Origin of the sequence: Ruminococcus sp. AF20-12LB, from assembly GCF_003478985.1 — a bacterium.
GTDB lineage: Bacteria > Bacillota > Clostridia > Lachnospirales > Lachnospiraceae > Blautia_A.
Window position 1 is genome coordinate 168,607 of record NZ_QUGH01000003.1, and the last position, 24,680, is coordinate 193,286.

The 24,680-nt window shown below is 45.2% G+C and carries 23 protein-coding genes; 1 reads left to right on the forward strand and 22 read right to left on the reverse strand.

The annotated features are described in order from the left end of the window. Positions 1 to 35 precede the first annotated feature (35 nt). The 6 genes from xerD to uraA all read right to left on the reverse strand — a co-directional run bounded on the left by xerD (position 36) and on the right by uraA (position 6,631). Entirely contained in the window at positions 36 to 920 is an 885-nt protein-coding gene (gene xerD / locus DWX61_RS05135) for a site-specific tyrosine recombinase XerD (protein WP_118513044.1), read from the reverse strand. Positions 921 to 1,099: 179 nt separating this feature from the next. Further along, positions 1,100 to 1,708 carry a stage II sporulation protein M gene (locus DWX61_RS05140; RefSeq protein ID WP_118513043.1) on the reverse strand — a complete coding sequence of 203 codons (609 nt, stop codon included), beginning with the start codon at positions 1,706 to 1,708 and terminating at the stop codon, positions 1,100 to 1,102. Positions 1,709 to 1,838: 130 nt separating this feature from the next. After that, positions 1,839 to 3,398 (reverse strand): ribonuclease Y, encoded by a 1,560-nt coding sequence (gene rny / locus DWX61_RS05145; RefSeq protein ID WP_021650814.1) that lies wholly within the window; start codon positions 3,396 to 3,398, stop codon positions 1,839 to 1,841. 173 nt (positions 3,399 to 3,571) lie between these two features. Beyond that, the gene (locus tag DWX61_RS05150; RefSeq protein WP_118513042.1) at positions 3,572 to 4,060 is read right to left on the reverse strand and encodes a regulatory protein RecX; all 489 of its coding nucleotides are present in this window, start codon (positions 4,058 to 4,060) and stop codon (positions 3,572 to 3,574) included. Between the two features lie 3 nt (positions 4,061 to 4,063). After that, entirely contained in the window at positions 4,064 to 5,116 is a 1,053-nt protein-coding gene (gene recA, locus DWX61_RS05155) for a recombinase RecA (RefSeq protein ID WP_118513041.1), read from the reverse strand. Positions 5,117 to 5,380: 264 nt separating this feature from the next. After that, complete coding sequence (gene uraA / locus DWX61_RS05160; protein WP_118513040.1) at positions 5,381 to 6,631, reverse strand: uracil permease; 1,251 nt, start codon at positions 6,629 to 6,631, stop codon at positions 5,381 to 5,383. A gap of 188 nt (positions 6,632 to 6,819) precedes the next feature. Here uraA and pepT point away from each other — a divergent pair, with 188 nt between their 5' ends. After that, positions 6,820 to 8,046, forward strand: a complete 1,227-nt coding sequence (pepT, locus tag DWX61_RS05165) for a peptidase T (RefSeq protein WP_118624279.1) — start codon at positions 6,820 to 6,822, stop codon at positions 8,044 to 8,046. 132 nt (positions 8,047 to 8,178) lie between these two features. On the opposite strand, the gene DWX61_RS05170 is transcribed toward pepT, so the two are convergent. The 16 genes from DWX61_RS05170 to DWX61_RS05245 all read right to left on the reverse strand — a co-directional run bounded on the left by DWX61_RS05170 (position 8,179) and on the right by DWX61_RS05245 (position 24,496). Continuing rightward, positions 8,179 to 9,804: a putative polysaccharide biosynthesis protein gene (locus tag DWX61_RS05170; protein ID WP_118624151.1), complete on the reverse strand. Its 1,626-nt coding sequence runs from the start codon at positions 9,802 to 9,804 to the stop codon at positions 8,179 to 8,181. A gap of 15 nt (positions 9,805 to 9,819) precedes the next feature. Beyond that, the gene (ung, locus tag DWX61_RS05175; protein WP_118513038.1) at positions 9,820 to 10,494 is read right to left on the reverse strand and encodes a uracil-DNA glycosylase; all 675 of its coding nucleotides are present in this window, start codon (positions 10,492 to 10,494) and stop codon (positions 9,820 to 9,822) included. Positions 10,495 to 10,515: 21 nt separating this feature from the next. Next, positions 10,516 to 11,274, reverse strand: coding sequence for an imidazole glycerol phosphate synthase subunit HisF (hisF, locus tag DWX61_RS05180; RefSeq protein WP_118513037.1), 759 nt, complete (start codon positions 11,272 to 11,274; stop codon positions 10,516 to 10,518). A 2-nt stretch (positions 11,275 to 11,276) separates the two neighbouring features. Further along, positions 11,277 to 11,909 carry an imidazole glycerol phosphate synthase subunit HisH gene (gene hisH, locus DWX61_RS05185; RefSeq protein WP_118624153.1) on the reverse strand — a complete coding sequence of 211 codons (633 nt, stop codon included), beginning with the start codon at positions 11,907 to 11,909 and terminating at the stop codon, positions 11,277 to 11,279. Positions 11,910 to 12,055: 146 nt separating this feature from the next. After that, positions 12,056 to 13,573 carry a sensor histidine kinase gene (locus tag DWX61_RS05190; protein WP_118624155.1) on the reverse strand — a complete coding sequence of 506 codons (1,518 nt, stop codon included), beginning with the start codon at positions 13,571 to 13,573 and terminating at the stop codon, positions 12,056 to 12,058. Beyond that, positions 13,570 to 14,250, reverse strand: a complete 681-nt coding sequence (locus DWX61_RS05195) for a response regulator transcription factor (RefSeq protein WP_015526981.1) — start codon at positions 14,248 to 14,250, stop codon at positions 13,570 to 13,572. Before DWX61_RS05195 ends, DWX61_RS05190 begins: the two co-directional genes overlap by 4 nt. Positions 14,251 to 14,475: 225 nt before the next feature. Then, on the reverse strand, positions 14,476 to 15,342 hold the full coding sequence (locus DWX61_RS05200) for a phosphatidylserine decarboxylase (protein WP_174235845.1): 867 nt from the start codon (positions 15,340 to 15,342) through the stop codon (positions 14,476 to 14,478). Further along, complete coding sequence (locus tag DWX61_RS05205) at positions 15,339 to 16,022, reverse strand: CDP-alcohol phosphatidyltransferase family protein (RefSeq protein WP_118513034.1); 684 nt, start codon at positions 16,020 to 16,022, stop codon at positions 15,339 to 15,341. Before DWX61_RS05205 ends, DWX61_RS05200 begins: the two co-directional genes overlap by 4 nt. Positions 16,023 to 16,122: 100 nt before the next feature. After that, a complete protein-coding gene (locus DWX61_RS05210) occupies positions 16,123 to 17,154 on the reverse strand; it encodes a lysylphosphatidylglycerol synthase transmembrane domain-containing protein (protein ID WP_118624157.1) in 1,032 nt (343 codons plus the stop codon). Next, positions 17,154 to 17,852, reverse strand: a complete 699-nt coding sequence (locus tag DWX61_RS05215) for a phosphatase PAP2 family protein (protein WP_118624283.1) — start codon at positions 17,850 to 17,852, stop codon at positions 17,154 to 17,156. Before DWX61_RS05215 ends, DWX61_RS05210 begins: the two co-directional genes overlap by 1 nt. A gap of 325 nt (positions 17,853 to 18,177) precedes the next feature. Further along, the gene (locus tag DWX61_RS05220; RefSeq protein WP_118624159.1) at positions 18,178 to 18,825 is read right to left on the reverse strand and encodes an L-rhamnose mutarotase; all 648 of its coding nucleotides are present in this window, start codon (positions 18,823 to 18,825) and stop codon (positions 18,178 to 18,180) included. Positions 18,826 to 19,018: 193 nt separating this feature from the next. Further along, a complete protein-coding gene (locus DWX61_RS05225; RefSeq protein WP_118624161.1) occupies positions 19,019 to 20,206 on the reverse strand; it encodes a S41 family peptidase in 1,188 nt (395 codons plus the stop codon). Between the two features lie 135 nt (positions 20,207 to 20,341). Beyond that, positions 20,342 to 21,247, reverse strand: a complete 906-nt coding sequence (ftsX, locus tag DWX61_RS05230; RefSeq protein WP_118624163.1) for a permease-like cell division protein FtsX — start codon at positions 21,245 to 21,247, stop codon at positions 20,342 to 20,344. Beyond that, positions 21,237 to 21,920, reverse strand: coding sequence for a cell division ATP-binding protein FtsE (gene ftsE, locus DWX61_RS05235; RefSeq protein WP_015526972.1), 684 nt, complete (start codon positions 21,918 to 21,920; stop codon positions 21,237 to 21,239). The genes ftsX and ftsE overlap by 11 nt, the downstream gene beginning before the upstream one ends. Positions 21,921 to 22,398: 478 nt before the next feature. Then, on the reverse strand, positions 22,399 to 23,490 hold the full coding sequence (locus tag DWX61_RS05240; protein ID WP_015526970.1) for a PucR family transcriptional regulator: 1,092 nt from the start codon (positions 23,488 to 23,490) through the stop codon (positions 22,399 to 22,401). Between the two features lie 136 nt (positions 23,491 to 23,626). Continuing rightward, entirely contained in the window at positions 23,627 to 24,496 is an 870-nt protein-coding gene (locus tag DWX61_RS05245; RefSeq protein ID WP_118513030.1) for a YitT family protein, read from the reverse strand. Positions 24,497 to 24,680: the final 184 nt, after the last annotated feature.

Below are 24,680 nucleotides of genomic sequence, written 5' to 3' on the forward strand. Positions count from 1 at the left end.
TTTTTGAACGCGTTTTTTGTATTATTTCTTACAGATCAATGCCTCGGATGTGCTTTCATATATACGTCTCGCATTTTCGCAACGCCAAAATTCAGATAGACCTGTGTGGTGGAAATATCCGAATGTCCAAGCATTTCCTGCACACTCTTCACATCTGCTCCATTCTGCAGCATATGTGCGGCAAAAGAATGTCTCAGTGTATGTGGTGTGATATCATGCTGGATTCCGGCTTCCTCTGCATATCCCTTCAGGACCTTCCAGAATCCCTGTCTGCTCATGGATTTTCCTGAACAGTTGGTAAAAAGACTCTCCGTCTCATTTTCTTTCACAAATTTTCCACGGGCTTCTTTCAGATATTTCTCCATGGCTGTTTTGCATACATTTCCAACCGGGATCACCCGTTCCTTATCTTCATCGTGACAGACTACATAACCAAACCGGAGATTGAGATCCTCCAGGTTCAGCCGTAAAAGTTCACTGACACGCATTCCTGTGGCATACAAAAGCTCCAGCATGGCACTGTCCCGGATTCCCTTCGGTGTATTCAGATCCGGCTGTTTCAAAAGGCGGTCTACCTCATCCACAGTAAGGATCTCCGGCATCCGTTTCTCAACCTTGGGCGGCTTCAGCTCCAGGGACGGATCCCTCTCGATCCTGTTCTCCTGATAAAGATACTGAAACAAAGCACGGATAGATGCTACATTTCTGGAGATCGTCGAGGAAGCGAACTGTCCTCTCTCCATATAGCTGAGATAGCCTTCCAGCTCCAGTTCTCCTACATCTCGGATATCATAGATCCCACGATCCGCAAAATACACTGCCATCTTCTTCAGGTCTCTCTGGTAGGATACTTCTGTATTATGTGACGTTCTTTTTCTATTATGTAAATATGTAATAAATTCCCGTATCTCTATGTCCATTTCTCTGCATCCCGTTTCTCTAAAATCATACTCGTTTATGACTGAATTATACTGTGAATTTTACATAAAATCAAACAGTTTTTCATCGTAAAACCGCACAATTTCAACACTTTCCGGCACAAACTACCAAATATCGCAGATTTTATGGAAACCATTACTAGATATTGTGGAAATTTTCCTCAAAAAATTTTCAGGCCCTTTATAACTTTTTCTACGATACAGGGGTTCAAAAAACTTTCTGCAAGGATTCCCCCTGTATACAGCAGAAAAGCTGTGATCCCCTGCCGAAAATAAGCCCCGGATTTCTGCGGCACAAGCCCATAATTTTTCCAGATCCCATACGATTGTCTGTATACAATACCTGCAAGATAAAAATACGCCGGAATATAGATCAGATACTGTGGCATCAGAAGTCCGGCTCCGGCCACACTGCCATAAATACCGAATTCCAGAACTGATAATGCCAGGATCATTCCTGTCTCCATTCCCAAAAACAGCATATATGCAACCGTCAAAGGCACTCCGAATATTGTAAATCCGCATAAAAACAACAGAAGAAAAAAACCTCCTCTTCGTCGCAGCACCTCCAGGAAATAAGCTCCACCGGAAATATCTTTTCCTGCAAAGCTGCGGATCAGATAAAAAGAAGCCAGGGTTTTCTGCTTCCACTCCATTTTCCATATCAGATTCGGCAACACATTTCCCGCAAAAAATCCGATCATAAAGAGGATCTCCGCCGGAAAACGTCCGGCATTTTTCCACTTCCGGTTCTCTGTCTTACTCTCCATTTACTCACCCTGTACCAGTTTACGCCTGTTTTTCCGGTAATATGACCGTTTTTCCACATGACAAAAAAGACCGGTCAGCTAAAAAGCTGTCCGGCCTTTGGTATTTCCAGAACTTTCTTCCATTGAAAGCTTATTTTGCGTAGTCAACCGCTCTGCTTTCACGGATCACATTAACTTTGATCTGTCCAGGATACTCAAGCTCTGCCTCGATCTGCTTTGCAATATCTCTTGCAAGGAGAACCATATCTGCATCACTTACATGATCCGGCACGACCATAACACGAATTTCTCTTCCTGCCTGAATAGCAAAAGATTTCTCTACACCCTTAAACTCATTAGTGATATCCTCAAGCTGTTTCAGACGATTGGTATAGGTTTCCAGAGTCTCACGTCTTGCTCCAGGTCTTGCTGCGGAAATTGCATCAGCAGCCTGTACAATACACGCGATCAAAGATTCCGGCTCCACATCACCATGGTGAGACGCAACCGTGTTGATAACGATCGGGGACTCCTTGTATTTCTTGCAGAGATCCACACCGATCTGAATATGAGAACCCTCTACCTCATGGTCAATGGATTTACCAATGTCATGAAGAAGTCCGGCACGCTTGGCCATACGCACATCCACACCAACTTCTCCTGCAAGAAGTCCGGAAAGCTGTGCAACCTCGATTGAATGTCTCAGCGCATTCTGTCCATAGCTTGAACGGAATTTCATACGTCCAAGAAGCTTCAGAAGTTCCGGATGGATTCCGTGTACCCCTACATCCATGGCAGCATTCTCACCGTCTTCCCGGATCTGTGCTTCCACTTCTTTCTGGGCTTTCTCTACCATCTCTTCAATTCTTGCCGGATGGATACGGCCATCCACGATCAGTTTCTCAAGAGCCACTCTGGCAATCTCTCTCCTGATCGGATCAAATGCGGAAAGTACCACTGCCTCCGGTGTATCATCAATGATCAGATCCACACCGGTAAGTGTCTCAAGTGTACGGATGTTACGGCCTTCACGACCGATGATCCTTCCCTTCATTTCATCACTTGGAAGCTGTACCACAGAAATCGTTGTCTCGGAAACATGATCCACTGCACATTTCTGAATAGCATTGACTACATATTCCCTAGCTTTCTTATTGGCATCTTCCTTGGCTCTGTTCTCAAGCTCTTTATAGAGTCTTGCAACATCCACCTTTACGTCATCTTCTACAGATTTCAGTAATTCTTCTTTTGCCTGTTCGGAGGTAAGACCTGAAACTCGTTCCAGTTCCTGTACTCCTTTTTCCTCAAGTTCATTTACTCGTTTTTCTTTTTCTTGTAACTCGTTAAATTTCGCTGTACATTCCAGCTCACGCTTCTCCACCGCATTCGCTTTTTTGTCAACAGATTCCTCTTTTGACAAAACTCGCTTCTCATATCTCTGCAGCTCGTTTCTCCGTTCCTTGGTTTCCCTTTCCAGTTCATTTTTAGTTCGCAGAGATTCTTCCTTTACTTCAAGTAAAGTTTCTCGTTTCTTGGTCTCTGCTGCTTTCAATGCTTCATCAAGAATATTCCTTGCCTTATCCTCTGCTGTACCTATGATTTCCGCATCCTTGCGTACTTTCTTGTCAACAGCAACCTTGCAAGTAACAGGAACTGCAATAAGTAGCGTGACTACCACAGCGACAATAACACCGATAATTGTGCCTGCCACAGGAGCACCTCCTTATTTAGTTTTCATTGTACAAATACAACAATACAAGTTTAGCTGTTTTTCACATTTATGTCAAGTTTTTCTCATGAAAAAGCAGATTTTGGTTAGCATATGTGAACTGGCTCTTTTCTCGTTACTATTCACTGGGAATATTCCGCGAGGTGTTTTCAGAGTTATTCTATATCATGTTTCACCCGGATGTTCATTTCTTCCAGGGTATGGGAAATATCTTCATACCGGAACGCCCTTCTGGCCAGGTATCCATACAGCCTTCTCATCTGTCCTTCATCAAGCTCTGTGTCCGGTGCATATTTCTTCTCGATCGTCCTGCGTAATATCTCCCGCTCGTCCGGTTCCATAAGCTCTTCCATCTCATTCCAGGCATCCAGGGCAATCTGACGGTCCACGCCCTTTAACTGAAGTTCCGAGAGTATCTTCTGACGGCTCCTGGTTTCCATGCGGAAGGAGATATAGGTTCTGGCATAACGGGCATCGTTGATATACCCATAGGACTTCACATAAGCAATGGCATCTTCTACTGCCTCCGGTGAAAATTCAGCCTGACGGAGTTTATCCGTCAGGCCTTTCTCTGTGCGGTCCATATGTTCCAGAAGCCGCATGGCTTTCTTTCTTGCACGGTTTCGTTCTTCCAGATCCAGCATGGACTACTCTTCCTTCTCTGTATCATCTGCCTGTACTGCTGCTTCTGCTGTCTCATCTGCCGGATCCAGATGATAATGTACACGAACCTTCTTCTCAATCTCATCGCGGATCTCCGGATGCTCTCTCAGGAATAATTTGGCATTCTCACGTCCCTGTCCGATCTTATCCCCTTCATATGCATACCAGGCTCCGCTCTTGTTTACGATGGAGCATTCTGCAGCCAGATCCAGGATATCTCCCTCTCTGGAAATACCGGTTCCGAACATGATATCAAACTCTGCCTGCTTAAATGGCGGAGCGACCTTGTTCTTAACTACTTTCACACGGGTGTGGTTTCCGACCATCTCACCACCCTGCTTCAAGGTTTCCACACGACGTACATCCATACGGACAGATGCATAGAATTTCAGCGCACGTCCACCGGTTGTAGTTTCCGGATTGCCAAACATCACTCCAACCTTCTCACGAAGCTGGTTGATAAAGATCACCACGCAGTTGGACTTGCTGATAACAGCCGTCAGTTTACGGAGTGCCTGTGACATCAGACGGGCCTGCAGACCTACATGGCTGTCTCCCATATCTCCTTCGATCTCTGCCTTGGGAACCAGAGCTGCAACAGAATCCACAATCACGATATCCACAGCACCGGAACGTACCATAGTCTCTGTGATCTCCAGCGCCTGCTCTCCGTTATCCGGCTGTGAAATATAAAGGTTGTCGATATCAACACCTATACTCTTGGCATAAACAGGATCAAGAGCATGCTCCGCATCGATAAATCCTGCGATTCCGCCTCTCTTCTGCACCTCAGCGACCATATGTAAGGCTACCGTTGTCTTACCACTGGACTCCGGTCCGTAGATCTCCACGATACGTCCCTTGGGAACACCACCTACACCAAGGGCGATATCCAGGCTTAAGCATCCTGTGGGAACTGCCTCCACCTGCATATGGGAGCTGGAATCTCCAAGCTTCATGACAGAGCCTTTACCGAACTGTTTCTCAATATTTCCAAGGGCCGCTTCCAACGCCTTCTGCTTCTCTTCACTGATCATTATGTAATCTCCTATTCTTTATTCTCTTTCTAATCAGGTTTCCTGCAATCCGAACCTTTGTTCGTGTTTTCTGTATTACATAGTATTATAAAACGGAATGATTGTCAATAAGATACTTGAAAATCCCTCTGTTTTTTTGTTGACAGGATCTCTAAAAATCCGACAAAAGGCTTCCCATACATGATTTCTTTTTCCTCTCTGAATACAAAAAAGCAGATAAAAAGATTTCCCTCTTCATCTGCTTTTTATGCAATACATTTCCTGTTACTGATCGTTGGTCAGCTTCAGTTTGTCCAGAATATAGAATACAAGGCTTAACGCCATGGCAACCACACATGCCAGCACCATACCGGTAAGCTCAACATTTCCAAGCTTCAGGGCAATTCCGGAAAGACCTACAACAAAGACAACGCTTGTCAGCGTCAGATTTCTGGACTTGCTGTAATCCACGTGATTGTCAACCAGCATGCGAAGTCCGGATGTTCCGATCATTCCGTAAAGAAGGAAGGAAATCCCACCGATCACCGGACCGGGAATGGTACTGATCAGGGCTGCCAGTTTACCAAGGAAGGAACAGCAGATAGAAAGCACTGCCGCACCACCGATCACCTGTACACTGTAAACCTTTGTCACCGCCATGACACCGATGTTCTCACCGTAAGTAGTTGTCGGCACAGAACCAAGGCATCCGGAAACTGTGGTAGAGAAGAAATCTGCAAACAGGGATCTGTGAAGCCCCGGATCTTTCAGAAGATTTCTTCCAACAATCTTTCCGGTTACGATCTGATGGCCGATATGCTCGGAGGTTACCAGAAGCAGTGCCGGAAAGATCGTCATAATGGCCTCAAAATTAAATTTCGGAGATGTAAAGTTGGGAAGAGCAAAAAATGCCGCTTCCCTTACCTGTGTAAAATCCAGAAGCCCGCATGCACCTGCTGCCACATATCCCGCAATGATCGCAATCAGGATCGGAATAACAGAAAGGAAGCCTCGGAACAGGATCTGCCCGAATACCGCAACTCCAAGTGTGACCAGAAATACGATCACATTCTTCGGATCTACCTTATCGTCCAGAAGTCCTGCCGTACTTGCCGCATTTCCCGCAAGCTCCAGACCGATCAGTGCCACTACCGGTCCCATTGCCGCTGTAGGAAGCACGATATCGATCCAGTCTGTTCCGCACTGGCGGACAATCAATGCAACACACATACCAGCAATACCCAGAACAACGAAACCACCAAGGGCATACTCATATCCATACTTGCTGATCACCAGAAGAGCCGGTGAAAGGAAGGCAAAACTGGAACCTAAATAAGCCGGTGCCTTTCCTTTTGTGATGAAAATAAAAAGGAGTGTTCCCACACCATTCATCAGAAGCACAATAGCCGGACTGATACCAAAAAGGAATGGCACCAGCACGGATGCTCCGAACATGGCGAACATGTGCTGGATACTTAACGGTATCAGCATCTTTGCAGGTACTTTTTCCTCGACCTGTATAATTCTTTTTTCCACTCTCAAATCCTCCTGTTTCTTATTATCTCACAGATTATAGCACAGGTTTTCACATCGTGGGAAATTTTTTACACAAATATGCAGATACTGTGTGTTATACTGTTATTATCTCCGGAAAAACAGACGTATTCCATAAATACAGCTGCTGTCTGTTCCGGAAGGAATTTTTCAGAAAGGAACATTCTTCTATGAAAGCATACCAACGACTTCTATCCTATGTAAAAATATTCACCCCCAGCAATGAAGAAAGCTCTTCTTCCCCCTCTTCCCAGTGCCAGTTTGACCTGGCCCGGCTTCTTGTGGAGGAACTGAAAGATCTTGGGATCTCCGATGTGTCTCTGGATGAACACTGTTACGTTTATGCACATCTTCCTGCTACAAAAGGCCTGGAGCACTGCAAAGCACTGGGCTTTATCGCTCATATGGATACGGTTTCCGATTTCTGTGACCATGTAGTCACACCGGTGGTCACAGAAGATTACGATGGAAAAGAGCTCCCTCTCGGCACAAGCGGCAGAACCCTTTCCCCGGAAATGTTCCCGCATCTTGCTTCACTTGCCGGGCGTACCCTGATCACCTCAGACGGAACCACGATCCTGGGCGCAGACGACAAGGCCGGCATTGCAGAGATCATCACTGCGCTGGAGCATATCCTTACGGAAAAAATACCTCACGGACCTCTCTGCGTCGCTTTTACTCCGGATGAAGAAATCGGCATGGGACCGGCCCACTTTGATGTAAAAAAATTCGGTGCGGATTATGCATATACCCTGGACGGCGATACGGAAGGCGAGATCCAGTACGAAAACTTTAACGCCTGCAGTGCAAAAGTAACCTTCCAGGGCGTTAATGTACATCCCGGTTCTTCCAAAAATACCATGGTCAACGCTGCTCTCGTTGCCATGGAGTTTAATTCCATGCTTCCATCTGCGGATACTCCAAGGAACACAGCGGACTATGAAGGATTTTTCCATCTTTGCTCCATGAAAGGAGATGTTTCCCAGGCTGAACTTCAGTATATTGTCCGTGATCACGATGCCGCTTCTTTTGAAGTACGCCAGAAAACGCTCTCACATATCGCAGAAATCCTCAATGAAAAATGGGGCAAAGGCACCGTAACTCTTACCATCACCCAGCAGTACCGCAATATGAAAGAGATCATCGATACCTGCCCATGGCTGATATCTCTGGCAGAGGAAGCCTGCCACAGCTGCGGTGTCACGCCGCTGATCCTGCCTATCCGCGGCGGCACAGACGGTGCACAGTTAAGCTTTATGGGACTGCCCTGCCCGAATCTCGGAACCGGCGGACATGCCTATCACGGTCCTTATGAGCACATTACATCAGAAGGAATGGATGCCGTTGTAGAAGTTACCCTGGAGATCATAAAGCTGTTTTCCCAGAGGGAATACTGAGAAGAAACTTTTTTCAAAACCTGCATTACCAGTAATCTGAGATAATGTAAAAAACACCCGCAGATCATCCGGTCCATCATTCGCCGGAATAAATCTGCGGGTATTTTTTATTATCCTGTAAAACTTTCAAAATCAGATGATCTTCATCATTCTCGCCAGCTTCTTCATATATCTTCCACCAGGCATCATACCCAGCTCTTTTTCACCAGGCTTGCTTACAAACAGATATACAATAAAGTATACAACTGCTGCCAGCATCACGGAAATACCCAGGCAGATCACATTGGAATGGATCAGCGCATACAGACCGTAATACACCACTCCCGCAACAACCCCCATCGGGATAGATGCCAGGAACGGGCTTAAATAAGCACTTCTCCACGGATTCTTATAGCCCATATATTTCTTGATGGAACGGTCATTGAGAAGACACATCACAACCGCATAAACGATCTGGGCGATGACAATGGTATAAACACCAAGATTGGTAAATACCAGAAGCAGTGCCATGGCTATCACATCTGCCACCAGAGCAATGGCTGCATGGATCATCGGGAGCTTCGGCCTGCCGATCCCCTGAAGTACACCGTTGGTGATATTGGAGTTGCCATTCAGGATAATGGTGATTCCTCCCAGGATCAGAAGCTGTCCGCCTACACCGTTGGTTCCCGGGAAGATCAGTCTCGTGATCGATCCGGAAAGAACTGCAAGACCTACTGCCGCAGGAATAGAGATCAGCATACTGATCCATGTGGCACGGTCCGTCTTCATATTTGCACCTTCAATATCGTGCATTGCATAATGAGCGGAAACCTCAGGGATCATAGATGTTGGTGCTGTACTCGCCAGGGTAAGCGGGATATTGATCAGCGTCATATAATATCCGTACTCGGAATACAAGGTCTGGATCACGTCCTTGGCGGCACCCTTGATATCCATGATACCGGAATACATATAGCTGTTGATATATCCGTTTACATTATAAATAAAAGCACTGAGAATGATCGGCATAATGATGAGCACGATATTGCTCATTACATGACCCATACTCTCATTTACAGAATGGCGGTCATTGACGATCCTTTTCCGGATGATCTTACGGTTTATCCCATAAACGATCAGCATAAAGATCAGCGCGGAAGCCACACCTGCTCCGGTACCCATAGTAGCTCCTGCTGCACCCCAGCGATGAACCAGATCCATATCTCCTGTTGCGGAAAAATGCTGGATAAATACATGTGACATCAGAAGCGCAAAGGTTGCCACAAAGATCTGCTCAATGATCTGCGAGATCGATGTAGGCATCATATTGCGGTATGCCTGGAAATATCCACGGAATACACCGCAAAGACCGGACATGAAAATTGTGGGCGCAAGCATCTGCAGTGCCAGACGGGCGTTCGCCATACTGTCAGGAACCAGGATCCCTGCACCAAATACACAGATCAGCGCCACGATACCGCCGGCAACTGCCGCATAGATCAGTGCGCCGTAAAATACCTTCTGTGCATCCTTATATCTGTGAAAAGCAATCTTCTCCGCCATGATCTTGGATACAGCCTGAGGAATACTGAAGGACGCAATCATCAACAGAATAAAATATACATTCTGTGCAAACTGAAAAAGTGCAAAGCTCTGACTTCCCAGTGTGGTTGAAAGCGGACTCTTATACAGCATTCCGATGATCTTGGAGATCAGCGCCGCAACCATAAGAAAAGATGCGTTTTTCACAAGTGTGTTATCATTTTTTTTACCCATTTTACTTTCCCTAACTTAAATATTCTCAATCTGCCAGTCAACAGGTTCTACCCCATTGGCTTTCAAAAATTCATTAGCCTTGCTGAAATGCCTGCATCCGAAAAATCCCCGGTAGGCAGAAAGGGGACTTGGATGTGGTGCCTCCAGGATCAGATGCTTCGGATTATGAAGCATGGATGCCTTCATCTGAGCAGGTCGCCCCCAGAGAAGAAACACGATCGGGCGATCCTCCTGGTCCAGGATCCGGATGGCCGCATCGGTAAACTGCTCCCAGCCGATCCCTCTGTGGGAATTGGCCTGATGTGCACGTACAGTCAGCACTGTGTTCAAAAGAAGCACGCCCTGCTTTGCCCATTTTTCCAGATTACCGTTGTTTGGGATATAACATCCCATATCATCCTCAAGTTCCTTATAAATATTCACCAGAGATGGCGGTGTTTCCACACCTTTTTTTACGGAAAAGCAAAGCCCATGAGCCTGTCCGTCATTGTGATAAGGGTCCTGTCCCAGGATCACAACCTTTACCTGATGCAGAGGCGTAAAATGAAACGCATTGAACATATCTTCCGGCGGCGGAAAAATCTTTCTTGTTCTGTATTCTGTCATCACGGTTTTATAAAGTTTGGCATAGTAAGGCTGATGAAATTCACCTTTCAGTGCCTCCTGCCAGTCTCCTGCTATAGGAGCCATATCTATCACCTCTCATCCAACTTATCTTCTCACGGAAATTCCTTTTTCCGCAAGGTAATCCTTCACTTCCCGGATCTCCAGCTCTTTGTAGTGGAACAGAGATGCTGCCAGTGCCGCATCTGCTCCGCCTTCTGTCAGTGCATCATAAAAATGCTCCAGGGTTCCGGCACCACCGGAGGCGATCACCGGGATGGAAACCGCATCTGCAACGGCTCTTGTAAGTTCAATATCATACCCGGCCTTTGTTCCGTCACAATCCATGCTGGTAAGAAGGATCTCACCTGCGCCAAGTTCTTCCACCTTCTTTGCCCATTCAAGAGCGTCAATACCGGTATCCAGTCTTCCGCCATGTTTGTAGATATTCCAGCCGCCATCCGGTCTTCTCTTGGCATCAATGGCAACTACTACACACTGGCTTCCGAATTTCTGTGCAGCCTCATGGATCAGCTCCGGACGGTCGATAGCTGCGGAATTTACAGAAATCTTATCCGCACCTTCACGGAGAAGCTTCCGGAAATCATCTACGGTACGGATTCCTCCGCCTACGGTAAACGGGATAAATACGTTGGCTGCAACAGCTCTTACCATATCCACCACGGTATCACGCTCCTCACAGGAGGCAGTGATATCAAGAAAAACAAGCTCGTCCGCACCGGCTGCATCATAAGCTTTGGCAATTTCCACCGGATCTCCGGCATCCTTAAGATCAACAAAATTCACGCCTTTTACCACACGTCCCTTATTTACATCAAGACATGGAATGATTCTTTTTGTAAACATGATCATGCCTCCTCCTTTCCGGTGCCTGCCTCAAGTGCCGCAAAATTCTCAAGGATCTTCAAGCCCCACCGGCTGCTTTTTTCCGGATGGAATTGACATGCAAATACATTTCCCTTCTCCACCGACGCATGGATGCATGTGCTGTACTGAGTAGTCGCTTTCACGATCTCTTTCTCCTCTGCCTGAAGATAATAGGAATGTACAAAGTAAACGTATGTGTTTTCCGGAATATCCTTAAATAATCTTCCGCTGTTCTGAATATGCAGGGAATTCCATCCCATATGCGGGATCTTCAGTCCCGGACTTGGCGGAATGCGCAGGATTTTTCCCTTCAGGATCCCAAGACCTTTCACTCCCGGTGTCTCATCACTGCTCTCAAAAAGCAGCTGCAGTCCAAGGCAGATTCCAAGAAAGGGCGTTCCCTTTTCCACGATCTCATGTATTACCGGAACAAATCCGTATTTTTTGAGATTTTCCATAGCATCACCAAAGCTTCCAACTCCCGGAAGGATTACTTTATCTGCTTTCAGAAGCACCTGGGGATCTCTTGAGACGACAGTCTCCTGTCCCAGATACTGAAGTGCTTTTTCCACACTTTTGATGTTTCCCGCATCGTAGTCAATGATTCCTATCATAATAATGCTTCCTCCTGCTCTTTTGTATCTCGATATTCCTCTCTCACCTTCGATTTACATTGCTTTAGTATAACGCAAAAACAGGCGGTTGCAAAGACTTTTCTCTGCTGCCGCCCATTTTTTCACATTATCACGGTAAAGTTTTATTATTTCCGGTCCAGTGTAAACCAGAATTCCACGCCATTATCAAAGTTCTGCACACCATATTCCTGGTTCATACTTTCCATGATGGCCTTTACAATAGATAAACCAATACCGCTTCCGCCGTATTCCCTGGTTCTCGCTTTATCAACTTTATAAAATTTATTCCAGAGATTAGGTACATCTGCCTCAGGGATCGGGGTCCCTGTGTTAAACACACTGATCTTCACATGGTTATCCTCATCCTGCAGCTTGATCTCGATTTCTTTCTCTCCCTCCAGATGGTTCAGGGCATTGCTTACATAGTTTGTCACAACCTCTTCGATCTTAAACTCATCGGCCCATACATAAACCGGCTTCTCCGCCTCAAAGATCACTTTTGCATCCTTCTGTCCGATCATGATATTCATGGTCTGAAGCACGCCGCGGATCAGGGATACGATATCAAACCGCTCCATTACAACTGCATCTTTGCCGGATTCCAGCTGATTCAGTGTAAGAAGATTTTTTACCAGTTTATTCATCCTGGAGGCTTCATCCATGATGACATCGCAATAGAACTCTCTGCTCTCAGAATCATCGGAAATATTTTCTTTCAGGCCTTCTGCATAGCCCTGGATCAGGGCGATCGGAGTTTTCAGCTCATGAGATACGTTATCCAGAAATTCCTTCCGCATCTTGTCGATCTTGATCTTGTCCTCAATGTCACGCTGCAGTTCATTGTTTGCGGATTTCAGTTCACTGATGGTAGTCTCAAGCTGTGAAGACATCCGGTTGAAATTATCTCCCAGAACATCGATCTCATTGCCGACTTTGCTCTCGTATTTTGCTTCAAAATCCAGATCTGACATTTTTCTGGAAAGTTCCGTAAGCTCACTGATGGGACGGGTGATCCTCCTGGTCACGACCATAATGATCAGACCACTTAGGATTATGATCATCAGACCTACCGCAAAGTAAAACTTATTGGAAATATCAGCGCTCTCCCTGATGCTCTCAAGGGGTGTCCTTATGATAAAATAATGTTCATCATCCAGCTGTCCCCAGCATTCCACATAATCCATTCCCGCAAAACGGTCATGCGACTGCTGGATGGTATAATTGTCACCCTGCTTCAAGGTCCGGCTCTTATCTCCGTCCTCATCCAGACCGTAGACATATCCGAACAGCTTGCTCTGAAGCATTTTTTCATTTTCACCCCAGGAAAGCCAGCTGGTATTGCTGCTGTCAATGATAACCCAGGAAAGATTGTTTCTGGAGCAGGCTCTCTGGATCTCATCGGGAATACTCTCAGAACCTTTCGAGCTGTTGCTGTTCATCATCTTGTCAATATCTGTATTTTCCAGAGTTGTTCGGAGATCCAGAAGTACATCGATCTTTTTTGTCACATAGTATTTTTCAAGAAAGGCTCCGTTGATCACGGTAATAGTCAGAATGGATAAAAACAGCAGACCGATAAAGTATGCTGTGATCTGATGGCGGAGACTATGGATCTTTTTTATTTTTTCCTTCGGTTTTTTCATTCTCCTACCTCAAACTTGTAGCCCATCCCCCAGACTGTCTTGATATACTCTCCCTTATCGCCCATTTTACTTCTCAGCTTTTTGACATGAGTATCAATGGTTCTGGCATCTCCGAAATAATCATAATTCCACACAGAATTCAGGATCTTTTCTCTGGAAAGAGCGATTCCCTCATTCTCCAGGAAATAAGTCAGAAGCTCAAATTCCTTGAAGCTCAGATCCATCGGTTTATCATCTACCGTTGCCTGATGCGCTGCCTTGTCAATGACAATCCCACCTGCTGAAAGTATCTCATCCGGGTTGCTCTGTCCCGTTCTTCGAAGAATGGCTTCTACACGTGCTACCAGGATCTTGGGGCTGAAGGGTTTGGAGATATATTCGTCCACCCCGAGTTCAAATCCCAGAAGCTCATCACGCTCATCTCCTCTTGCTGTCAGCATAATGATGGGAACCTTGGAATTTTTGCGGATCTCACGACATACTTCCCAGCCATCCATCTTCGGCATCATCACATCCAGGATCAAAAGCGCAATGTCCTTTTCTTTATAAAAAATATCCATGGCCTCCTCACCGTCACCTGCTTCCAGTACCTGGAAATTCTTTTTGGTGAGAAAATCCTTTACCAGTTTTCTCATCCTGCTCTCATCATCTACTACAAGAATTTTTAATGCATCCATTCTATCTTCCTCCGTTTCTCAGTCGCTGTTCCGGCCAGCTGCTGACAGCCCGAAATGCTCTGTATTATCCCTCTTTACAAAAAGCTGAGCTTTTACTTCCGGTTCATTCTAAAGCGGATATTTCCATTCCACTTTGCTACTGCTCATAATATATCACAGGTTTGTGTTGTGTGTGTGAACGTAATTTCATTTTTTTTATTTTATCCGCCAAAAAAGGAGAACCCTCTAAAAGGATTCTCCGATCTTTTCTCCCATGAGTACTCTTGTTTCAATTCCTTCACGGGAATTGTTCAAAATATCTTCATCCGGCTTTACCGCATTTTTTTCAGTGATCAGCACAATGGTGGAGCCGCCGAAAGCAAAATTTCCTTTTTCGTCTCCCCGTTTCACAGATGCTTTCCTTGGTCGGTTTTCGATCCTTCCAACAAAAAGAGCACCTACCTCCATCATCAGCACGGTACGGAAATTCTCTGTTTTCAAAAGAGAATACTCTCTGCTGTTTTCCTTGTAGATCGGATAGGCATCGTTGGCCACGGGGTTGACTGTATGCAGGATCCCCGGGATCCTGATGCGTCCGGACTCCGCCGCATTGTCCGGATAAATATATCTGTGATAATCCTGAACGCAGAGACGAAGCACCCACACATAGCCACCCTGATATCTTTTTCCAAGAGAAGGATTCCTGAGAAGCTCCTCTATGGTATATTCGGTCTGTTTGATATGAAGACGGGCTTTTTCATCTGCCGGATACACACTCACCCTGCAGTCACAGGGACTGATAAAATGTCCCGGTTCCATATCAATATGGCGGGCACCCTCCCGGATCTTCCGCTTGAAAAAATCATTGTAGGAAGTATATTTACGCTTTTCATAATCACTCATATCCAGATGATTGAACCGTATAAAGGGTTTCACCGCTGCTGCCGAAAGCCTGGAATCCAGAAGCCATCCCATGGCAATGGAAACAACGGGAGTAACCAGCGGCCGGATCATCATACGTCCGGCCACAGAACCGTAAATTTTTTCCAGGAGATTGTTCTGAAAGGAATCCTCCTCTGTAATATGCCCCATTCTGTCCGCTGTCCGGATCATAGATTACCGCCTCTCTCCATAGAAAGCTTGTAGAGATAATTGAACTTCCACCATCCTTCGTTGTAGAAAAGTACAAGAAGAACTGCCACCGCAACTACCGCAACAATGATCACCAGTTCCCGGTTGGTCGGCTTACGGAATTTAAAATCCAGGATAAACAGAAGTCCTACCGTCAGCATTGCAATATGAAGGAGCACCACAAACCATTTATACTCCGGAAAAAGCAGGGATACCACAAACAGAAGCGGCAGGACCACAGACATGGATGTGATGGGAAGGCCCTGATAATATTTTCGGTTTTCGGAGGTTTCATTCTGGCGTTTTTCCTCCATGACGTTGAAATACGCCAGACGGATCAGGCCTGCCAGACCATAAAATAAAAGAATAGCTATTCCGTAAACATGACACATTCCAAGCTTAAATCCCAGCACAATGGGAAGGATTCCAAAACAGACGATATCTGCAAGGGAATCGATCTGGATCCCGAAGCATTTCTCTTCCTCCGTTCTGTTTTTCTTGGTCCTTGCGATCTTTCCGTCAAACATATCGCACAGTCCGGAAAATGCAAGACAGCACACCGCTGCTGAAATATGGTCCGTCACAGCGCAGAAGATTCCGATCATGGAAGAAACTACGCTTATGTAAGTCATTATTACCGTGTAATCATAAAATCCTATCATTTGCACACCTCTTTTTTCTTTTTCACGTCAGGCTATATTCACAGTCCCGCAGGGGACTTACCTGATCTGGGTCAAGCAGATCTCCGCGATCTGCATTCGATTAAATCTTTTCAGGATTCCTTTTTCCGATAGTGAGCTGAGCCACCGCAGTAAACACCGCACTGATCAGCAGCTCTCCGTAATATCCCAGTCCTCTGCTAAGTACCATTCCCGGAAGCAGCAGGCCACCGAATACCGGACTGAAAATGGTAAGAAACAAAGTCTCACTGATTCCCATTCCTCCCGGAAGCGGCAGCATATCCACAGATACCGATATCACTGCCTGGAGAAAAAGGATATCCCAGAAACCGGTTCCATGGAGTCCAAAAGCCTGATATACAAACCATGTTACTGCAAACAGTGCCATACGCTGGATAAAAGTGATCCCTATTACTTTAACAATCACCAACGGATTATTCTTCAGATATGCCGCAGTATTTCGGTAAGTATCCATGGAAGCTTCCAGTTTTTTCAGCCGTCCCTCTTTTTTCCTCATCAGATGAAACCGTTCCAGAAGCTTCATTCCCTTCACCAGGATCGCTTTTGCAAAAAGCGGATGAAATACCAGAATGGTCATAAAAGTGACACAGAAGATATTCAGCATCAGTCCCAGATAAAACACCGGCAGGATTCCTTCCAGATATCTGTGAAGAAATCCTCTTCCGAAAATCGCGATTCCAATACCGATCACCACAAGCACCAGCTTATAGGTGATCGTCACGATCATCAGTATCACCGTTGACACCGGAATGGAAATCTTCTCTTTTTTCATATAGTAGATCTGCATGGGCTGTCCGCCGCTGGCGGATGGTGTGATACAGCTGAAAAAAAATCCTACAGACGAAAACAGAAAGCAGGTCCTTTTTTTCAGATAGATCCCACTGGAACGCATCATATACCAGATAATGATGGATTCTCCCCAGATAAAAAATGCTACCAGTGCAATTCCCGGAAGCAGCCACCGTTTATCTGCCCTGTGTATGGCATCCATCATGAAAGACAGGTCTTCTCCGTGAAAAACACCGTAGATGGTCAGGGCAAAAACTGCTGCCAGGAACACTCCGTTAAATATGATCTTTTTTCTGTTCTTCATCACTTGACACCTTCTGTATATCTGTTGATCTTCTTTTCAATTTTAGTTCCAAACCGTTCATAAATATGCCAGAGTTCTGTTTTCTGTCCCAGAATAAAGCATACCTGAGCCAGGATCACACCACCTGCTACATCCACAAGTACATGCTGCTTGGTAAAAATGGTAGACAGAAAAACCAGCACAGCCAGTGTAAACGATACCCCCTTATACCATGTCGGAATTCTTTTCTGATCTTTGATCCCCAGAAAACAGAACCAGCTTACCAGACAATGGATAGATGGAAACAGGTTATCTGCCGCATCAATGGAATACAGCCAGCCGGCCAGCAGATCCCAGATTCCGTTTCCTTCGATCATCGGTCTTGTATTGGTAGTGGGATATGCCAGAAATATGATCAGACACACACAACGGGATATAATATCCGCAGTAAAAAAACGGTAAACCTGTTCCCGCTCCTGCCTTGCCGCTAGAATATAATTCACTGCCCAGAATACATAACAGCCAAAATAGATAATCAAAAACTGCGGCACAAATGGGAGCCGCAGATCAAGATTACTTTCTATATTGTGATGATACCAACCGCCTGCGATCGCCCTTGAACCGGAATATACAAGACAGTTAAATACAAATGAAAAAACAAGGGGAAAAAGCCCGTACGCAGGTACGATCCCTATTACATATTTCCAAAAACGTTTCATAAATTCACGCCTCATTATTTTATTGATATCAGGAATAAAACATATTCTTCTCCTGCTAACATCTGCTAGTCACAGTATAACAGTCGGGGCGTATGGTTTCAACTAAATATGGAAAGTTTAAGAATTGTTAAGATTTGAGTTCAGTTATTTTTTCTTTTTTGTTCATACTTTTTTCAGAATGACGTCACAGAATGACCACAAAATATGAGTATATTATTAGATGTGCAAAGGGTACTACCTTTGATAACACTTTTTTCTTTTTCATACTGCCGGGGCTGCCTCCAAACAAAGTCCCGGCCTCCTTCCTTTTTAATTTCCCATTTTTTTAATTATGCCATGCAAGACGTACACTTGACGGATGTACTTCTTTTGTCATCCAGTCCACATCGTTGGTGATCCAGTCCATGATCCCGAGCTGGCGTGTCTCCCATGCGATGGTTGCCTCTCTTGCTTCCGGTGTTTCTTCCACTTCCATGGTTATGTCGATCTCATCATATCCAAAAATATATCCTCCTGCGCTCCAGATGCTGAAGTTGCTGTCCGGGCCCGGATCTATTGTTTCGCCTCTTTGTGCCACAAGTCCGTCATGACGGGCTTTATATTCTTCCTCACAGCCGTCTTTTAATTTTGTCATGAACATTCTGTGGCGGATCAGTTCTTTGTTTTCTCGCACAACACCAAAATTATGATACATCAGGCGCATGTCTTTTCCGGGAGTAGAGATCCAGGTAAAGGTATCTCCTATCTTTTCAGTCAATGCTGCCTTTACTTTCTCCTCTTCCGGAGAGATCACCGCTCCGTCTGCATTTTCGTAATATCCGAATACAAGGTCTGCCGCATTCCAGATGCTGAAATTATGGATGCCGTTACGGTCAAGATATGCAGTAAGCTCCGGCCAGATCTCGCCTAAGATCTTACGGTAATCATTCATTTTTCCTTCTTTTACTTTCATTGCAAAAGCATGTCGTTCCATTTATGCTATCCTCCTGTTTTGATGTTCCTGTGCTATGTTTTCCACTATGAGCAGATGTAGTTCTTCTGCCCTCATATGATTTGATTCTATCACTTTCATTCTGTTTTTACAATTATGAGGACAGGATTTCCGATCACTGCCACCAGACTGATAAGCAGAATGGGTTTTCCATCCTTTCTCCCCTCCGGACGCGTCAGCTCTGTCCAATCTCTTTCAGGGCTGTCTGAAGCTGCGTGTCTTCTTTATGTGTAAGTTCTGTCCAGTCTGTGATGTCTCCAGAAAGCTCTGCTTCCACATCCGGATTGATTCCTTTTTTGTTGATATCATTGCCCTTTGGCGTAAAATATTTTGCGATAGTGATCTTTACCGCACTGCCATCGGTAAGAGAATGGATGGTCTGCACCACTCCCTTTCCATAGGTAGTTGTTCCTACAATCGTTCCAATCCCGTAGTCCTTCACCGCCCCCGCAAAGATCTCAGATGCACTGGCACTGTTTCCGTTTACCAGAACAGCCAGCGGCATGTCCAGTTTATTTTTTCCGTCGCAGGTTTCCTCTTCCCTCTTTCCGTTTTTGTCCTCTGTATAGACAATCAGCCCTTCCGGAAGTATCTGGCGGAGTACGCCGCAGACTGCAGTAAGAAGGCCTCCCGGATTATCACGGAGATCCACGACCAGCTTCTTCATTCCCTGATCCTTCAGATCTGCAAATGCTTTTTTATACTGATCGCTGGTCACCTCAGAAAATTCGGAGATCCGGATATAGCCGGTGTCTTCGGAAAGCATCTCATGGGAAACAGTCTGAATCTCCACATCCCGGATCTCCACTTTGACATCCCGGGTTTTCTCTTCGTTTTCCCGCTGTATGGTCAGCATTACGGAATCTTTCTCACTGTCACGGACCATGGAAGCAATATCTGAAGTTTCTTTGTCTGTAACATCAGTTCCATCTACTGCCTTGATCACATCTCCCTTTTTCAGTCCCACCTGTTCTCCAGGTCCCCCCTCATAAAGCTGTATGATCTTTGCCCCTCCGGCGTCATCCTTCTGAAGAACGGCACCGATTCCTACATAGGAGCCTTCATTGGAAGTATTCAGCTCTTTATACTGTTCTGCTGTGTAATAGGTGGAGTACGGATCCTTCAAGCCGGCAAGCAGGCCAGCATAAAGCCCCTCCCGCAGGCTGCTTTCGTCTTTTTCATCCAGATATTCTTTATCGATCAGTTCTTCCAGGTAATTCAGCTTCTGAACCGTTTTCACATCGGACAGCGCATTACCTTTCGGAAACAGCATTTTCTGATAGCTGGCAAAAACAGTGCCTGTCACAACCAGCGTTGATGCCACTCCAATAGCTATACCTTTTTTGAATTCTTTATTTTTCATATTTTTCCTTTCTTCTGTCCCCCGCTGTGCGCCGTCCGGTTTTTGTATACCGAAAACGGCTGCCGATTTTCCGACAGCCGCTGTATATCTTATGATCACACATCATGCGGATACATAAGATTCTCTGCTATTTGGTTATACTCTGAGATGTTTTCTTGTTGTGAAAAAGCTTCCCAGAAGACCGATTCCAACACCAAGTCCAAGTCCCATAGGAACCAGACCCTCATAAATCTGCCAGATTGGAATGAAATCCACGATTCCTGTCAATACATTGAATTTTGTCAGAATAAACTCTACAGCGGAATTATACAGGAAAAACAGGCAGATCAGCGGTATCGCCGCACCGATCACACCGAGGATCATACCTTCCAGAAGGAATGGCAGTCGTACAAAAGCATCTGTAGCTCCTATGTATTTCATAATTCCGATTTCTTCCTTACGGACGGAAATCCCCATAGATACTGTATTGCTGATCAGGAATATGGAAATGATCAAAAGGATTGCGATCACGGCAATCGACACATAAGAAACCAGCTTGTTGATGGACCCCAGTGTCCTGGATGCCTGTTCAGACTGATTTACCTTCCGGACATGTTCCAGTCCCTGGATATAATTCACCAGTTCTGTCTGCTTGGTAATATCATTGAGATATACCTGATAATTGGATGAATTGGCAAGAGGGTTATCATCTTTAAATCCATCTGCCGCATCTTCATCTCCAAAATATTTCTGTTTATATTCTTCCCATGCCTGATCTGCGGACTGATATTCCATCCTGGCCACTTCCGGCCTGGACTGAATAGCATCGCCGATCGCCTGGATCTCTTCCTCCGAAGTGCCCTCATCAAAGAATACTGTGATCGGTACTTCTTCCTCCACCTTATGGGCAATATTACCGACGTTGTTCACGATGGAATAGAAAATGCCTACCAGAAAAATGCAGGCTGCCATTGTGATGATACATGCCAGGGAAAACATCCAGTTTCTTTTTATATTCTTAAATCCCTGCTTCAGGGTATACCAGATCGTACTAGGCCTCATGATATCCTCCCTCTTTCTCATCGCTGATGATCTTGCCGTTGTGCATGGTAACTACTCGCTTGCGCATGGCATTGACGATGTCCTTATTGTGGGTGACTACCAGAACTGTGGTTCCTCTGTCATTGATCTGCTCCATCAGAGCCATGATCTCTTCGGAGGTTTTCGGATCCAGATTTCCGGTCGGCTCATCTGCCAGAAGGATGTCCGGGCGGTTTACCAGTGCTCTGGCAAGAGCAACTCTCTGCTGCTCACCACCGGAAAGCTCATCCGGGTATGCCTTATACTTTCCTGCAAGTCCTACCTCCTGGAGAACCTCCGGCACACGTTTGCGGATCACACGAGTAGGTCTTCCTATGACACGCTGCGCAAATGCTACATTCTCATATACATTACGGTCTTTTAAAAGACGGAAATCCTGAAATACTACCCCAAGCTTTCTGCGATACTTGGCAACGCGTCTGTGTTTCATCTTCTCCAGACGTTCTCCGCTGACTGTGATCGTTCCGCTGGTAGAATCCAGTTCTTTCATCAGAAGCTTGATCAGTGTGGATTTACCAGAACCACTGCTTCCTACTACAAATACGAATTCCCCTTTATCAACATGTAAGTTCGCATGATTCACAGCCGGAAGACCCGGGCCGTAAGATTTGCTCACATCTACAAGATCGATCATATATATCCTCCTCTATATTATAAAAGCATAATTCTCTTAATTTTTTTGTAACATTATTGTAATATATATTCTGTTTAAATGCAAGAATAAATTTCCCAGGCCCACAACCGTTACTGTTCATTCCATTCTCAGTAACACACTTCGCAGAATATTACCAGTGAACAATGACCAACAGACCTCTTCAAATTATCTATTTTAACGTAAAAATACCAAAATTACAATAGAGTCATGGATGTTATCTGTGAAGTTCATGTGAATTCGTTATTGTTCACTCCGTTCTCAGTAACACGCTTCGTGAATGCTTCCACCCGGGGAGGGGGACATTTACACAATATTCCATGATGAAAAACACTCATACAAAAACTGCCACCTATTCCGGGAAGGAATAAGCGGCAGTTTAAAAATTCTATAGCAGTCCTCGTAAATAATGCATTTAAGACAGTTCAGCAGAGTGCGAAATCCTGCATTCTGAATGCTATTAATACTCTAATGTCTCCATATATTTCATATATCGAACAACCATCAGCGCGATCTTAAATGTAATGGCATCCTCAAACACTCTCAAATCAAGGCCTGTACTCTTCTGGAGTTTATCCAGACGATATACCAGCGTATTTCTGTGGATATACAGCTGACGTGAAGTTTCAGATACGTTCAGACTGTTCTCAAAGAATTTATCGATGGTGACAAGTGTCTCCTCATCGAAATCATCCGGAGATTTGTTATCAAAGATCTCGCGGATAAACATCTTACACAGAGGAATAGGCAGCTGATAGATCAGTCGTCCGATTCCAAGTGAACTGTATGCGATAACTTCCCTGTCTCCGAAGAAGATCTTACCTACATCAAGGGCCATACGCGCTTCCTTGTAGGAACGTGAAACTTCTTTCAACTCATTGACAATGGTACCGTATGCCATGTGGACATCCTCACCATCTTTATTCAGATCCAGAGTATCCATAATAGTATGAGCCAGCTTATCCATCTCCGGATAGCCCTCTCCCTCTTCCAGTTCCTTGACAATAATGATGCTCTTCTCATCAACAGCAGTGATAAAATCTCTGCTCTTTCCGCCAAAAAGGCTCTTCACGCTCTCTACAGAGCTGTGATCTTTCTCCTGGTTCAGTTCCAGGATCATAACTACACGACGGACATCTGCTTCAATATGAAGCTTCTTCGCTCTGTTGTAAATATCCACCAGAAGAAGATTATCAAGAAGAAGATTCTTGATAAAGCTGTCTTTGTCAAAACGCTCCTTGTACGCAACGATCAGATTCTGGATCTGGAAGGCTGCAAGCTTGCCTACCATATAAGTATCCTCATCATCTCCGTGGGCTACCAGGACATATTCCAACTGATAATCATCACAGACCTTAAAGTACTGAAATCCCTTGACAAGCTGGCTGTCTGCCTGGGATTCTACAAAAGCCTGGATATCTGCCGGCTGGATTTCAAAATCAGAAAAGGTAGACGCAAGTACCTTGCCGTCTGTGTCAATGACACAAAATTCCGTCCTTGATATTTCTTTAAGTCCCTCGAGCGTATTCTGTAACACCTGATTCGATATCATTCCGTTCAATCCCTTCTCACTTATGTGTATGCTTATCTTCTGTCTTTCCCTCTCTATCTACGGCTATTTTAATACAAAATCACCAAAAATGAAAGAGGAAAACTGAAAAAATTTACAAATTTTTGTTGAAATCCGCCTAATTTTTCTCTATAAAACCTTCTCCATGAACTTCTCTTGCATCGGAAACGATCACAAAAGCGTTGGGATCGATATCATCTACCATCTCTTTCAGCTTCACAATTTCCTTTTTGTTTACCACACAGAAGATGATCGTCTTCTCCTGACCCGAATACATCCCCTTGCCACAGATCCCTGTCGCTCCGCGATCCAGGTCTTCCATAATGACTCTGGCAACCTCATCCGGCTTCTCCGTGATGATAAATGTTTGTTTGGAAAACTTCAGACCTTCGATCAGACTGTCGGATACTTTTGTTACCAGATAAACCGCAATGATGGCATACAGGGCCCGCTGGATACCGAACACATACATTCCCACGATCACAATAAGCCCATCAATAAACTGCATGATCTGTGCGATGGAATAATGACTTATATACTTCTGGATCAGTGCTGCCATCATATCCGTTCCGCCTGTGGTTCCCTGTCCGAGGAAAACCATTCCGATGCCGATTCCCAGGATTACGCCACCGTATACAGCAGCCAGAAGAAGATCATCTCCCGCAATATTCCACACCGGCTGAATGGCAAGCCAGGTTGAGAGGGAGATCTCACCGACCAGAGCTTTTTTTACAAAGGAAAAGCCTTTGATCCGCCATCCCAGAAAAAACAGCGGGATGTTCAGCGTGATGTTGGTAAGCCACAGCGGAACTCCGCCATCTATGATTCCACCGGTCCAGTGCTTCACCAGGATCGCAATACCGGAAAAGCCGCCTGTTACCAGCCCGGTTGCATCAAAAACGGAATTGATGGCAAGTGCCATCAGCCCGGTTCCTACTATGATCAGAAGATAATCCAGATACCAGTTCTTTTTTTCCACAAGACTCATAAAGTGCTCCTTTCATTTTTTACAGCGATTCTCAAAATTTCTGTCATGAAATGTCCGCAATATTTCCATTCCACTGTAAAAATCCCGGAAATGCTATAGTATCATACGACAACTGCATCAGTTTCCCGTACTGACGTGTCATAAAAAGAACGGGACCGTACACTATTCTGCGTCCGTTCCCGTT

Bases quoted from the DNA above. Each gene is read 5' to 3' on its own strand.
- xerD (WP_118513044.1), bottom strand. From the start codon at position 920: ATGGACATAGAGATACGGGAATTTATTACATATTTACATAATAGAAAA.
- DWX61_RS05140 (WP_118513043.1), bottom strand. From the start codon at position 1,708: ATGGAGAGTAAGACAGAGAACCGGAAGTGGAAAAATGCCGGACGTTTT.
- DWX61_RS05150 (WP_118513042.1), bottom strand. From the start codon at position 4,060: ATGCTGGATCTGGAAGAACGAAACCGTGCAAGAAAGAAAGCCATGCGG.
- recA (WP_118513041.1), bottom strand. From the start codon at position 5,116: ATGATCAGTGAAGAGAAGCAGAAGGCGTTGGAAGCGGCCCTTGGAAAT.
- pepT (WP_118624279.1), top strand. From the start codon at position 6,820: ATGAAAGCATACCAACGACTTCTATCCTATGTAAAAATATTCACCCCC.
- DWX61_RS05170 (WP_118624151.1), bottom strand. From the start codon at position 9,804: ATGGGTAAAAAAAATGATAACACACTTGTGAAAAACGCATCTTTTCTT.
- ung (WP_118513038.1), bottom strand. From the start codon at position 10,494: ATGGCTCCTATAGCAGGAGACTGGCAGGAGGCACTGAAAGGTGAATTT.
- hisF (WP_118513037.1), bottom strand. From the start codon at position 11,274: ATGTTTACAAAAAGAATCATTCCATGTCTTGATGTAAATAAGGGACGT.
- hisH (WP_118624153.1), bottom strand. From the start codon at position 11,909: ATGATAGGAATCATTGACTACGATGCGGGAAACATCAAAAGTGTGGAA.
- DWX61_RS05190 (WP_118624155.1), bottom strand. From the start codon at position 13,573: ATGAAAAAACCGAAGGAAAAAATAAAAAAGATCCATAGTCTCCGCCAT.
- DWX61_RS05195 (WP_015526981.1), bottom strand. From the start codon at position 14,250: ATGGATGCATTAAAAATTCTTGTAGTAGATGATGAGAGCAGGATGAGA.
- DWX61_RS05200 (WP_174235845.1), bottom strand. From the start codon at position 15,342: ATGATCCGGACAGCGGACAGAATGGGGCATATTACAGAGGAGGATTCC.
- DWX61_RS05205 (WP_118513034.1), bottom strand. From the start codon at position 16,022: ATGATAGGATTTTATGATTACACGGTAATAATGACTTACATAAGCGTA.
- DWX61_RS05210 (WP_118624157.1), bottom strand. From the start codon at position 17,154: ATGAAGAACAGAAAAAAGATCATATTTAACGGAGTGTTCCTGGCAGCA.
- DWX61_RS05215 (WP_118624283.1), bottom strand. From the start codon at position 17,852: ATGAAACGTTTTTGGAAATATGTAATAGGGATCGTACCTGCGTACGGG.
- DWX61_RS05220 (WP_118624159.1), bottom strand. From the start codon at position 18,825: ATGGAACGACATGCTTTTGCAATGAAAGTAAAAGAAGGAAAAATGAAT.
- DWX61_RS05225 (WP_118624161.1), bottom strand. From the start codon at position 20,206: ATGAAAAATAAAGAATTCAAAAAAGGTATAGCTATTGGAGTGGCATCA.
- ftsX (WP_118624163.1), bottom strand. From the start codon at position 21,247: ATGAGGCCTAGTACGATCTGGTATACCCTGAAGCAGGGATTTAAGAAT.
- ftsE (WP_015526972.1), bottom strand. From the start codon at position 21,920: ATGATCGATCTTGTAGATGTGAGCAAATCTTACGGCCCGGGTCTTCCG.
- DWX61_RS05240 (WP_015526970.1), bottom strand. From the start codon at position 23,490: ATGATATCGAATCAGGTGTTACAGAATACGCTCGAGGGACTTAAAGAA.
- DWX61_RS05245 (WP_118513030.1), bottom strand. From the start codon at position 24,496: ATGAGTCTTGTGGAAAAAAAGAACTGGTATCTGGATTATCTTCTGATC.